Source organism: Vibrio artabrorum, assembly GCF_024347295.1.
GTDB lineage: Bacteria > Pseudomonadota > Gammaproteobacteria > Enterobacterales > Vibrionaceae > Vibrio > Vibrio artabrorum.
The window spans coordinates 2,564,434-2,577,138 of record NZ_AP025458.1; the positions used below are offsets into that span (position 1 = coordinate 2,564,434).

Genomic DNA, 12,705 nt, shown 5'->3' on the forward strand with positions numbered 1-12,705 from the left:
CTTACGCACTTTTAGTAATTAGGACCACCGCTTCACATGCGATGCCCTCTTTGCGACCTGTAAAACCTAAACGCTCAGTGGTCGTCGCTTTTACATTCACATTGCTGATGCAGGTTTCTAGGTCTTGAGCAATCGCTTGGCACATAGCGTCTATATGAGGTGCCATCTTTGGAGCTTGCGCCATGATAGTAATATCAGCATTACCAATCACGTAACCTTGTTCTTTTACTCGACGGTAAACATCTTTCAGTAGTTCACGGCTATTCGCACCTTTCCATTCATCATCGGTATCAGGGAAATGACGACCAATATCCCCCGCAGCAATGGCCCCCAATAGAGCGTCACACAACGCATGAAGGGCAACATCACCGTCTGAGTGTGCAATAAGACCTTGCGCGTAAGGGATGCTGACTCCCCCAATGATTACCGGGCCTTCACCACCAAACTTATGTACATCAAAGCCATGACCAATACGAATCATCACTATTCCTTATTCTGGCTTAAATAGAACTCAGCAAGCGCTAAATCTTCCGGCTGAGTAATCTTAAAATTATCTGAACGCCCTGCCACTAAAGCGGGTGATAAACCTTTCAATTCAAAGGCTGAGGCTTCATCAGTAATCGAAGCACCTTGGTGCAACGCCTCACTTAATGCATTCCACAGAGGCTTTGCTCTGAACATTTGCGGCGTAAGTGCATGCCATAAATCGGCTCGTTCAACGGTATGCTCAATCTGCCCTTGGGCACCTCGCTTCATCGTGTCACGAACGGGAGCGGCCAAAATAGCCCCTACATCATGGTTCATCGCACCTGAAATCAACTTATCGATATCACTTAGCTGAACACAAGGTCTTGCAGCATCGTGAACCATCACCCAATCACCGAGCTGTTGCTCAGCAATATAGTTTAAAGCAGAGAGTACTGAGTCCGCTCGCTCGCTTCCACCTGACACTCTGAGCACTTGTGAGTTCAGGTTAAGTGCAAGCTCAGGGTAATACGGGTCATCATCACTGATCGCAATCACAACTTGAGAGACTTGTGGGTGAGATATTAATTTCTCAACGGTGTGCTCTAAAATTGTTTTGCCGTGGATTTTAAGGTATTGCTTAGGGCGGTCTGCCTTCATTCGGCTACCCACACCCGCCGCAGGTACAACGGCAATCACGCTTTGAAGTTGAGTCGACATTAATCGGATTCCTCACCAATAATGCGATAAAACGTTTCGCCATCTTTGACCATACCAAGCTCATGACGCGCACGCTCTTCAATCGCATCTAGGCCTTGGCGTAGATCGTCGATCTCCGCGAACATCTCAGCATTTCGAATGTGCAGTTTTTCATTTACTTGTTGTTGAACTTGAATTTCGTTGTTCACACCGTAATAGTCAGAGATACCATTTTTGCCGAGCCACAGTGTATGTTGTAGCCAACCCAACACTAAAAATAGTACTAAAGCAAAAATTCGCATAACACCTTTCGCCGATTGAAAAATAAGGAACTGGAGTAAGGGACATATATACCATAATGCGCCTAGTGGTGCGAGATGTGTGGTGAAAGGGAATTAATTAGTCGGGAAAATATTGTTATTCGAAACCCGTGATGAGATTCCCTATTCCTTCGTCAGTCTAGAATGACGAAACCAATACTGTCATCCTCAAGAATGAGGGACGAATGAGTTGGCGATCTCTTACAGCGAGCCGAATTTTTGAGGAGATTCCCTACTCTCTCCTTCGTCGCTCTATGGAATGACGAATTTTAGGCAAAAAAAATGCCCCGCATAAGCGAGGCATTCAAAGCTTAGATTAATAATCTACGAGAGATTATTGACCTTTAACTTCTTTAAGACCGTTGAAAGGTGCTTTAGAACCTAGAGCTTCTTCGATACGGATAAGTTGGTTGTACTTAGCAACACGGTCAGAACGGCTCATAGAACCAGTCTTGATTTGACCTGCAGCTGTACCTACCGCTAGATCAGCGATAGTTGCATCTTCAGTTTCGCCAGAACGGTGAGAGATTACTGCAGTGTAGCCAGCGTCTTTAGCCATCTTGATAGCAGCTAGAGTCTCTGTTAGAGAACCGATTTGGTTGAACTTGATAAGGATAGAGTTAGCTACGCCTTTCTCGATACCTTCAGCAAGAATCTTAGTGTTTGTAACGAACAGATCGTCACCAACGATTTGAAGCTTGTCGCCTAGAAGTTCAGTTTGGTGCTTGAAACCATCCCAATCTGACTCGTCAAGACCGTCTTCGATAGAAACGATTGGGAAGTTGTTCGCTAGTTCAGCTAGGTAGTGGTTGAACTCTTCAGAAGTGAAAGTTTTACCTTCGCCCTTCATGTTGTAGATGCCAGCTTCTTTGTCGAAGAACTCAGATGCTGCACAGTCCATAGCAAGAGTAACGTCTTTACCTAGTTCGTAACCAGCAGCTGCAACAGCTTCTGCGATAACTTCTAGAGCTTCAGCGTTAGATTTAAGGTTAGGAGCGAAACCACCTTCATCACCAACTGCAGTGCTGTAGCCTTTAGACTTAAGAACTTTAGCTAGGTTGTGGAATACTTCAGCGCCGATACGCAGACCTTCTTTAAGAGTTTTAGCGCCAACTGGTTGGATCATGAACTCTTGGATGTCAACGTTGTTATCAGCGTGCTCGCCACCGTTGATGATGTTCATCATTGGTAGAGGCATAGAGAACTGACCAGCAGTACCGTTTAGCTCAGCAATGTGCTCGTATAGAGGCATGCCTTTCGCAGCAGCAGCAGCTTTAGCGTTCGCTAGAGAAACAGCAAGGATAGCGTTCGCGCCGAACTTAGACTTGTTATCAGTACCGTCTAGGTCAAGCATGATTTGGTCAACGTCAGCTTGTGCTTTAGCGTCTTTACCCACTAGCGCTTCAGCGATTGGGCCGTTTACAGCTTCAATCGCTTTAAGAACACCTTTACCTAGGAAACGTGATTTGTCGCCGTCACGTAGCTCAAGAGCTTCACGTGAACCAGTTGATGCACCAGATGGAGCAGCAGCCATACCGACGAAACCGCCTTCTAGGTGTACTTCAGCTTCTACAGTTGGGTTACCACGTGAATCGATGATTTCACGACCTAGAACTTTAACGATCTTAGACATTGAATGTTTCCTTCTCGTTGAATATATAAATGTCAAATTTAAAGGTAGCAGCACAACTTACGCAGCTACCTGTATTTTTTACTTCTCTAATTCGCCACGCTGGTACTCACCAGCTGCTTTTACGAAACCTGCAAACAATGGGTGACCATCGCGAGGTGTTGAAGTGAACTCTGGGTGGAATTGAGCAGCAACGAACCATGGGTGGTTCGGGTTCTCAATAACTTCAACCAGTTTCTTGTCCGCAGATAGACCCGATACTTTTAGGCCCGCTTTTTCAATTTGCGGACGAAGATTGTTATTCACTTCGTAACGGTGACGGTGACGTTCATGGATCGTCGCGCTACCGTATAGTTCATAAGCTTTCGTCCCTTTAGCTAGGTGACAAAGCTGTGATCCAAGACGCATTGTGCCGCCAAGGTCAGATGTTTCTGTACGCTCTTCAACGTTACCTTCGCCATCAGTCCACTCAGTGATAAGACCTACAACTGGGTACTTAGTTTCAGTACAGAATTCAGAAGAGTGTGCCCCTTCCATTTTCGCAACGTTACGAGCGTACTCGATAAGTGCAACTTGCATACCTAGACAGATACCTAAGTACGGCACTTTGTTTTCACGAGCGTATTGAGCAGCAAGAATCTTACCTTCAACACCACGATCACCAAAGCCACCAGGAACTAGGATTGCATCTAGGCCTTCTAAAATTTCGACACCACGAGACTCAACGTCTTGTGAATCTACGTATTTAATAGTAACGCTTAGGCGATTTTTCAAGCCCGCGTGTTTTAGCGCTTCATTTACGGATTTGTATGCGTCTGGTAGTTCAATGTACTTACCAACCATACCAATCGTCACTTCACCCGTTGGGTTTGCTTCTTCGTAAATGACTTGCTCCCATTCAGACAAGTCTGCTTCTGGAGCAGTAATGCCGAAGCGCTTACATACAAGATCATCTGTGCCTTGAGCTTTAATAAGCTGAGGGATCTTGTAGATAGAGTCAACATCGCGCATAGAAATAACGGCATTTTCTTGCACATTACAGAACAGAGCAATTTTCTTACGCTCGTTCGAAGGAATGTTACGGTCTGAACGACAAACTAGGATGTCAGGCTGAATACCAATCGATAGCAACTCTTTTACAGAGTGTTGCGTTGGCTTGGTTTTCACTTCACCCGCAGCAGCTAGGTAAGGAACAAGAGTCAGGTGCATGAACATTGCGCGTTCACGGCCTAGTTCTACGGCTAGCTGACGAATCGCTTCCATGAATGGTAGAGATTCGATATCACCAACCGTACCACCCACTTCAACGATCGCGATATCGTGACCGTTAGCGCCAGATATTACACGTTCTTTGATAGCATTAGTGATGTGTGGGATAACCTGAATGGTTGCACCTAGGTAATCACCACGACGCTCTCTAGCGAGAACGTCTGAGTAAACACGACCTGCTGTGAAATTGTTACGCTTAGTCATTTTGGTGCGAATGAATCGCTCATAGTGACCAAGGTCAAGGTCAGTTTCAGCGCCATCTTCCGTAACGAACACTTCACCGTGTTGAGTCGGGCTCATTGTGCCTGGATCAACGTTGATGTAAGGGTCAAGCTTCATCATAGTCACTTTAAGACCACGAGCTTCTAAAATAGCCGCAAGAGATGCTGCTGCAATACCTTTACCTAGAGAGGATACAACCCCGCCAGTAACAAAAATGTAATTTGTCGTCATGTTTAACCTGAAATTGGTTGAATGAGGGAAATGGATTACTTCTGGACGGGATGAAAATATACCAGAAGCCCCGTATCGCCACAACGTGAAATCTATCACACTGCTATTTTTTATTTTTTGCTTCAAATCAATTCATGATAAAAGCTTTGCTGAACTTTTCTCCGCCACTTTGACTTCATCCCACATGGAATCAAGCTGTTGCAGTGAAAAATCGGTCAAAACTCTATCTTGTTGACGGACGATTTGTTCCACACCTTTAAAGCGACGTGAAAACTTTAGATTGGCTTTTGCCAGAGCTAATTCTGGGTTTTTACCTAGATGACGGACCAAATTAACCGTCGCGAACAGTAAATCCCCCAACTCTTCTTCCACTAAATCTTCGTTTGGCGTCACTTGAAGTGCTTCCTCTAGCACCTCATCAACTTCCTCTAAAACCTTGTTCGCAACTGGACCAATAGAGTCCCAATCGAAACCATATTTCGCGACCTGTTTTTGAATTTTTGTAGCACGCGAAAGTGCAGGTAGAGAGTTTGGTATTGAGTCTAGAATACTTTCTTGATTTTTTCCTGCCTGTGCCTTTTCTTTGGCTTTTTCAGCTTCCCAGTTGGCATTGATTTCTTCATCGTTCGCAAACTCGGTATCAGAAAACACATGCGGATGGCGGCGCGTGAGCTTCTCATTGATGCCGTCAACCACATCAGAGAACTCAAATAGCCCCTGCTCTTTCGCCAGTTGGCTGTAGAAAATCACCTGAAACAGTAAGTCACCCAACTCTTCTTGTAGGTTCGGCCAGTCTTTGTTGTGAATCGCATCCACTACTTCGTAGGTCTCTTCGATAGTATGCGGCACAATGGTTTCAAAATTTTGTTTCAAATCCCAAGGACAGCCACCTTCTGGATCGCGCAGCTTAGTCATGATCTGTTCAAGTTGTTCAATCGGGTGATTCATCGTTTTCTTCCTATTACTGTCTTTGATTTTTAAATTTATAACGTCTTATAAAACTAAAAAGGTGAGCAGCCAAAACCACTCACCTTTATTGATACTGTCTAATTCTCTAAATAATTGAAGCTGTGGCTAGGCGACAAGCAAGCGAGACTCCTGAGCATAGCTTGCCTATGTGATTGAGCGAGTGCGCGCAGGCAACAACGCCATCAGCTTCAAGTATGACGAGAATTTTAGCCGAGGCGTTTGACGCTCATTACATCTTTGATCTGCTCGACTCGGCTGGTCACACGACTTAAAACCTCAATATTGGTCAACTCCAAGTCAAAATCCATGACCGACAGTTGACGTTTATAGTCAGTACGGCTCTTCATTGTCGTCACGCTGATCTTTTCATTCGAGAACAGTGCGGTGATATCTTTCAACAAGCCATTACGCTCTAAGGCTTCAACACGTAACGTTAGAATGTAAGAACCGACAAAACCATTGCCCCAAACTGTATCAATAATACGCTCTGGCGCGTGCAAATTAAGCTCACCCAATTGCTCACAATCAGCACGATGCACGGAGATGCCTCGACCTTGAGTGATGTAACCTTTGATTACATCTCCCGGGATAGGTTGACAGCAACGAGCCAAGTGGGTCATTAGATTATCAACCCCTTCCACTACAACTGCATCTTTCTTAGGACGACTTTGCTGTGCTGGCTTATTTTCCGACTCAAGCAATTTCTCTAGCGCTTTCTTGTCTTCTTCTTCCGCTGTGGGTTTATTAACCAAAGCATTGATGTGATTAACCACTTGGTTAATGCGCAAGTCGCCACTGCCGATACCGGCATAGAGCTCGTCAGGCGTGTTGACGTTAAAGCGTCTCAGTGCGTATTGATCTGCATCTTTTAACGTTGCACCGATTTTCGCGAGTTCCACTTCAAGGATATCTCGGCCAGCTTCTAGGTTCTTCTCGCGGCTTTGAGCACGGAACCATGCGTTAATTTTGGCACGAGCCCGACTCGAATGAACAAAACCTGTGGTTGGATTTAACCAGTCACGTGATGGGTTCGGTTCTTTCTGGGTAATAATTTCAACCTGATCGCCCATCGATAATTTATGAGTAAACGGTACGATACGTCCCGCGACTTTAGCACCAATACAGCGGTGTCCAACCATGGAGTGAATATGGTAAGCAAAATCCAATGGGGTTGCACCCATCGGCAGATCGACCACATCACCGCGTGGTGTAAAGGCATAAACACGGTCATCAAACACTTGACTGCGAACTTCATCCAGCATCTCGCCAGAATCCGACATCTCTTCTTGCCAATCAATAAGTTTACGCAACCAAGTGATTTTCTCGTCGTAACCACTGCGTCCGCTTGAAGCGCCCTCTTTGTACTTCCAGTGCGCAGCCACGCCCAGCTCCGAGTCTTCATGCATTTGCTTGGTACGGATCTGAATTTCAATGGTCTTGCCTTCTGGACCCAAAACCACAGTATGAATCGATTGGTAACCGTTTGGCTTAGGGTTCGCCACGTAATCATCAAATTCACTGGGTAGGTGTTTATATTTGGTGTGTACGATACCGAGGGCTGCATAACAATCTTGAAGCTGATCAGCGATGATACGTACCGCCCGTACGTCAAAAAGCTCATCAAAGGCCAAGCCTTTTTTCTGCATTTTGCGCCAGATACTGTAGATGTGTTTTGGTCGTCCGCTGACTTCTGCATTGATGTTTGAACGCAGCATCTCTTCCGTTAAATCATCAACGAAGTCTGTGATGTATTGCTCGCGGACGATACGACGCTCAGACAGTTGTTTAGCAATCTGCTTGTAGGTGTCTGGCTGTTGATAGCGAAATGCGTAATCTTCGATTTCCCACTTAAGCTGGCCAATGCCTAAACGGTTTGCAAGAGGCGCATAGATGTTAGAGCACTCTTTAGCGGCTGCGCGGCGCACAGCATCAGGGGCCTTTTTTACCTCAATGAGGTTACAGATTCGCTCCGCAAGTTTGATGACCACGCAGCGAAAATCATCCACCATTGCCAACAACATGCGTCGAACGTTGTCAACTTGTCCCGAGGCTGCACTGCCTTCAATGGTCACGTTGAGCTGCCCTAAGGCCGCCATTTCTTCAACACCATCAATCAATTTTACGGTTTCTTTACCGTAGCTTTCCTCGAATACTTCGCGTTCAAAAACGCCACTTGATACCACGGGGAAGAGTTGCGCGGCGACTAATGTTGCACGGTCCATGGACAAGGTGACCAAAATTTCGATCATCTCTCGACCACGCCAAAGCAAGAGCGACGCTTGCTCATGATCTTTTAATAGCTCTTCACAGTGACGATAAACTTTATTCAGTTTATTTGAGGTTTTTGCATCTTGATTCAGTGACGCAATCCAACTGTCTAGCTCAAACTGTTCGCTTGGGTTTAAATGTGCGCTTCGTACCGCAACCATCATGTCTTCCTAGTTATTATGTTTATACCCAACTCAATATGACTAACTGATTCCAAGTTAGTTCGACTCATATTGATATCAGCACAGGCGGCTACCCTGTACCTTTACATGTCACTCAAACCTTGTTGAAGGGCTTCTAAGCCTTAATAAAGAGTGCCATCGACTCGAGATGACTAGTATAAGGGAACATGTCCAACATACCCAACTTAGCTAACCGATAGCCTTGCTTTTCTAAGCTCTCGGAGTCTCTCGCTAGAGTAGCAGGATTACAGGAAACATAAACCACGCGCTTCGCTCCTAACGTCGAAACTTGATCCACGATCCCACTCGCTCCAGCTCGTGCTGGGTCAAGTAGAATTTTATCGAATTTCTCTTTTGCCCAAGCTTGCAAAGATAAGTCTTCTTCCAGGTTCGCTTGATAAAAAGCTACATTGCTTAACTGATTTAACGCTGCATTAGATGTGGCTTGCTGAACCATTTCATCCACCCCTTCCACACCAACCACAAACGCCGATTGTTGTGCGATAGGTAAACTGAAGTTACCTAGACCACAAAACAGGTCTAGCACTCGCTCATCAGCTTGAGGCTCTAGCCACTCAATCGCTTGAGCCACCATCTGCTGGTTCACTTTCTGATTCACTTGGATAAAGTGGTTTGGCTCAAACGGTAACGTCACGCCAGTTTCGCTATAAGAAGGTGCATCACCCACCCAACGAACCAACTTATCGGTTTCAGGCATCGAGTACAGCGTAGCGCCTTCTTCGTTAGCTAACGCAATCAACGCTTGCTTATCTTTTTCAAGCAAAGGCTTAAGGTGACGTAGCACCATAACCGGACCAGTATCGCCCAACACCAATTCAACGTGTCCTAAAGACGTAAGGTTGTTGAAAGTGTTGAGTAAATTTTTCAGTTTTGGCAGTAATACATTAAGGCGAGGATCCAGCACGGCACAGTCAGTGATGTTTTCAATCATCTTACTCTGTTTCTTACGGAAACCGAATTGAAGCTGCTGTGTCTTCTTATCAACAAATAGGCTGATACGAGCGCGGCGTCGATAACCGGTTTCATCACCAAGAATAGGTTGGGCTAGCTGAGTATCAATCGTTTGATACTGGCTCATCAGGTGTGTCAAAGACTGCAATTTATGCTCCACCTGAGAAGCGTAACTCAGGTGTTGAAGATGGCAACCACCACACTGATTAAAGTGCTTACAAAATGGCGTTAAACGCTGCTCGCTCGGCTTCAGTAATTTGATGAGTTTTGCTCGCGCAAATTTACTCTTGCTTTCAGTCAACTGAATGACCACTTGCTCACCAGGCAATGCACCGTCAATGAAAACCGGCTTATTCTTCTGATAAGCGATGCCCGCGCCATTGTGATCCATTCGCTCAACCAAAACCGATTGATGCTTTGTCTCGAATTGAGTTTTCTTTTTTGGTTGGAAAAAACGTGCCATTACTTGTGCCTAATGTCTCTTTTAATGAGTAATTGGTATCCAGGACTCACTATTATGCCTTGGAATCATTGTCGAACGTCACGGCTTTGATTAAGCTTACCGTTCACTTAACCGCCCTTGTGTGCGTTATTTTCCCATATCCAGACCTCGATGTAATTAAAGAACATGAACAGATATGGCTTAAGAGCCCGTGTAATCACCTTAACTCTAGCTCCTACCCTGATTATTGGGTTGCTATTGAGTGCATTTTTCTCATTTAACCGCTATCAAGACCTTGAAGGGCTGGTGGTTAACACAGGGACGAGTATCATTGAACCACTGGCGATTGCGAGTGAATCAGGGATGAAGCTCGGAAGTCGAGAGTCTGTTCGTCAGCTGATTAGCTATGCACACCGAAAGAATTCCAAACTGGTGCGCAGTATCGCGGTATTTGATAAGCATCATGAGCTGTTTGTGACCTCAAACTTCCACCCTAATTTTGAAAGCCTGACCTACCCGAAAGATAAGCCAATACCGCACTTGAGCTCATCAAGTCTCATCGATAATACACTGATTCTTCGGACGCCTATCATTTCAGAAGGGCAGTACATCAACTCAGCCAATGGTCAATCTGAAGCTAACCAGGCGATCGGTTATATCGCGATTGAGCTCGACCTGTCTTCATTACGGTTACAACAGTATCAAGAAGTGTTTTCTGCTTTCTTGGTTCTTATTCTCGGACTTGGCCTTTCGGCCGTCTTTGCCTTCCGTTTAATGCACGATGTCACTCAACCAATCACACACATGAAAAACATGGTTGACCGCATCCGTCGAGGTCATTTAGATGTGCGTATCGAAGGTAAAATGCATGGTGAGCTCGACTCACTCAAAAACGGGATCAACGCGATGGCAGTATCGTTATCTGAATATCACGTTGAGATGCAACACAGTATCGACCAAGCGACATCGGATCTGCGCGAAACACTTGAACAACTAGAAATTCAAAACGTCGAATTAGACATAGCAAAAAAACGAGCACAAGAAGCAGCACGTGTTAAGTCTGAATTCTTAGCAAACATGTCTCACGAACTGAGAACGCCACTCAACGGAGTGATTGGCTTTACTCGTCAAATGCTTAAGACTCACCTATCGAACAGCCAAACCGATTACCTGCTAACCATCGAACGCTCGGCGAACAATCTGCTGAGCATCATTAACGATATCTTGGACTTCTCGAAACTGGAAGCCGGCAAGCTTGCCCTAGAAAACATTCCTTTTGAGTTACAAGCGAGTCTTGAGGAAGTCGTGAATCTTCAAGCAACGAATGCTCATGAGAAAGGCCTAGAACTGACCCTTAAGATCGATCCGAAAGTGCCACCTGGTGTTGTTGGCGATCCATTGCGTATTCAACAAATCCTAACCAACCTCGTTGGCAATTCAATCAAGTTTACAGAGCGAGGCAACATTGATATCAGCGTTGAGCTTCGCTCACAAAGTGAAGACAACATCGAACTACAATTCATGGTTCGAGATACCGGTATAGGTATCTCTGAGCGTCAACAAGCCCAACTATTCCAAGCCTTCAGCCAAGCCGATGCTAGTATCTCTCGTCGCTATGGCGGTACAGGCTTAGGTCTGGTTATCACTCAGAAGCTTGTTAGCCAAATGGGGGGAGAGATCAGCCTCACTAGTCGCCTACACCAAGGTTCAACGTTCTGGTTTACATTAAGACTTTCGACCACCGATATGCCGATGACAGAACTGATTGATACTCAGTGTCTCCAAGATAAACAGTTACTGTTGATCGAACCCAACATGCAAGCGGCTTCAATTACTCAGCAAACCTTGACTCAAGAAGGCTTGATCGTCACTTATCGTTCGGTGATGCCGGATGAGTCAATCTCGTATGACTACGTCCTGCTTAACCTTGCGGCAAACCAAGACTACCAATTCGATACCGTAAGTGGTTGGGCGATTGGGGCTAAAAAAATTGCTCAGAACGTAATTATTGGCACGCCAAGTACTGAGCTGGCACTCGGTGAACAACTGATGAAAGAGGTGGATGTGCAATGCATTACCAAGCCTCTATCTCGTAAGAAACTACTGCAAACGTTGGTGTCTAACCAAGCACCAACCTTAATTGCACCTGCGATTGAAACACATTCCGAAGAGAAACTTCCGCTTACGGTATTGGCGGTCGATGATAACCCAGCCAACCTTAAGCTGATCACCGCACTACTCAAAGAGCGTGTCGAAACTGTCATCAGCTGTACCAGTGGTCAGCAGGCAATAGACAAAGCGACCGAAATACCATTTGATATCATTTTTATGGACATTCAAATGCCACAAATGGATGGGGTGACGGCTTGTCAGAACATTAAGAAACTGCCGAACCATGCGAATACACCTGTAATCGCCGTTACCGCCCATGCGATGATTGGTGAACGTGACCGACTGCTTGACGCGGGCATGGATGACTACTTAACCAAGCCAATCGAAGAGCATGTCTTGCAGCAAGTATTGATTCACTGGAGCCCACTCTCTAAAGTTGAACACATCGAAAAGATAGACCCAGATCATCCTGCCGTTTCCACTGAAATCCATAATAGTCAGGTTTCAGAAACGGAAACCAGCGTGCATAAAGACATCATCATTGATTGGCAAGCCGCATTGAAGCAAGCCGCCAATAAAGAAGACCTTGCCCGAGACATGTTGCAGATGCTCGTAGATTTCATCCCTGAGGTTTATGAGGCCGCAGACAAAGCAATAGAAGACAGTGATTACCCCGTTGAGCAACTGATACACATCATCCACAAGATGCATGGCAGCAGCTCATACAGTGGTGTGCCAAGGCTAAAATCGGTATGTGCAACGATAGAACGCGAGTTGCGTTCTGGTACTTCTGTTGAAGACATCGAACCGGAGCTTTTCGAACTTCAGGATGAATTAGATAAGGTTCAAGCAACCGCGATTCATTACTTGAAATCCGCCAAGACCTAGCGAGTACTTGTTACTCTCATCTATTCGTTCGACGGT

The 12,705-nt window shown here is 45.5% G+C and carries 9 protein-coding genes; 1 reads left to right on the forward strand and 8 read right to left on the reverse strand.

What is annotated here, in order from left to right; all coding sequences use genetic code 11:
- Position 1: 1 nt before the first annotated feature.
- The 8 genes from ispF to rlmD all read right to left on the reverse strand — a co-directional run bounded on the left by ispF (position 2) and on the right by rlmD (position 9,690).
- The gene (gene ispF, locus OCU36_RS11435) at positions 2 to 481 is read right to left on the reverse strand and encodes a 2-C-methyl-D-erythritol 2,4-cyclodiphosphate synthase (RefSeq protein ID WP_261838107.1); all 480 of its coding nucleotides are present in this window, start codon (positions 479 to 481) and stop codon (positions 2 to 4) included.
- 2 nt (positions 482 to 483) lie between these two features.
- Complete coding sequence (ispD, locus tag OCU36_RS11440) at positions 484 to 1,185, reverse strand: 2-C-methyl-D-erythritol 4-phosphate cytidylyltransferase (protein WP_261838108.1); 702 nt, start codon at positions 1,183 to 1,185, stop codon at positions 484 to 486.
- On the reverse strand, positions 1,185 to 1,466 hold the full coding sequence (ftsB, locus tag OCU36_RS11445; RefSeq protein WP_261838109.1) for a cell division protein FtsB: 282 nt from the start codon (positions 1,464 to 1,466) through the stop codon (positions 1,185 to 1,187). Before ftsB ends, ispD begins: the two co-directional genes overlap by 1 nt.
- A 352-nt stretch (positions 1,467 to 1,818) precedes the next feature.
- Entirely contained in the window at positions 1,819 to 3,117 is a 1,299-nt protein-coding gene (gene eno, locus OCU36_RS11450) for a phosphopyruvate hydratase (protein ID WP_017056575.1), read from the reverse strand.
- 78 nt (positions 3,118 to 3,195) lie between these two features.
- The gene (locus OCU36_RS11455; RefSeq protein ID WP_261838110.1) at positions 3,196 to 4,836 is read right to left on the reverse strand and encodes a CTP synthase; all 1,641 of its coding nucleotides are present in this window, start codon (positions 4,834 to 4,836) and stop codon (positions 3,196 to 3,198) included.
- A 132-nt stretch (positions 4,837 to 4,968) separates the two neighbouring features.
- A complete protein-coding gene (gene mazG / locus OCU36_RS11460; RefSeq protein ID WP_261838111.1) occupies positions 4,969 to 5,784 on the reverse strand; it encodes a nucleoside triphosphate pyrophosphohydrolase in 816 nt (271 codons plus the stop codon).
- A gap of 227 nt (positions 5,785 to 6,011) precedes the next feature.
- On the reverse strand, positions 6,012 to 8,234 hold the full coding sequence (gene relA, locus OCU36_RS11465) for a GTP diphosphokinase (RefSeq protein ID WP_261839732.1): 2,223 nt from the start codon (positions 8,232 to 8,234) through the stop codon (positions 6,012 to 6,014).
- A gap of 136 nt (positions 8,235 to 8,370) precedes the next feature.
- Positions 8,371 to 9,690: a 23S rRNA (uracil(1939)-C(5))-methyltransferase RlmD gene (rlmD, locus tag OCU36_RS11470; RefSeq protein ID WP_261838112.1), complete on the reverse strand. Its 1,320-nt coding sequence runs from the start codon at positions 9,688 to 9,690 to the stop codon at positions 8,371 to 8,373.
- A 165-nt stretch (positions 9,691 to 9,855) separates the two neighbouring features.
- On the opposite strand from rlmD, the gene barA reads away from it, so the two are divergent.
- Positions 9,856 to 12,669: a two-component sensor histidine kinase BarA gene (gene barA / locus OCU36_RS11475; RefSeq protein WP_261838113.1), complete on the forward strand. Its 2,814-nt coding sequence runs from the start codon at positions 9,856 to 9,858 to the stop codon at positions 12,667 to 12,669.
- The last annotated feature ends 36 nt before the right edge of the window (positions 12,670 to 12,705 follow it).

What these genes read in the sequence shown, in the direction of transcription:
- ispF (WP_261838107.1), bottom strand. Translation starts at nt 481, where the DNA reads ATGATTCGTATTGGTCATGGCTTTGATGTACATAAGTTTGGTGGTGAA.
- ispD (WP_261838108.1), bottom strand. Translation starts at nt 1,185, where the DNA reads ATGTCGACTCAACTTCAAAGCGTGATTGCCGTTGTACCTGCGGCGGGT.
- ftsB (WP_261838109.1), bottom strand. Translation starts at nt 1,466, where the DNA reads ATGCGAATTTTTGCTTTAGTACTATTTTTAGTGTTGGGTTGGCTACAA.
- eno (WP_017056575.1), bottom strand. Translation starts at nt 3,117, where the DNA reads ATGTCTAAGATCGTTAAAGTTCTAGGTCGTGAAATCATCGATTCACGT.
- OCU36_RS11455 (WP_261838110.1), bottom strand. Translation starts at nt 4,836, where the DNA reads ATGACGACAAATTACATTTTTGTTACTGGCGGGGTTGTATCCTCTCTA.
- mazG (WP_261838111.1), bottom strand. Translation starts at nt 5,784, where the DNA reads ATGAATCACCCGATTGAACAACTTGAACAGATCATGACTAAGCTGCGC.
- relA (WP_261839732.1), bottom strand. Translation starts at nt 8,234, where the DNA reads ATGGTTGCGGTACGAAGCGCACATTTAAACCCAAGCGAACAGTTTGAG.
- rlmD (WP_261838112.1), bottom strand. Translation starts at nt 9,690, where the DNA reads ATGGCACGTTTTTTCCAACCAAAAAAGAAAACTCAATTCGAGACAAAG.
- barA (WP_261838113.1), top strand. Translation starts at nt 9,856, where the DNA reads ATGAACAGATATGGCTTAAGAGCCCGTGTAATCACCTTAACTCTAGCT.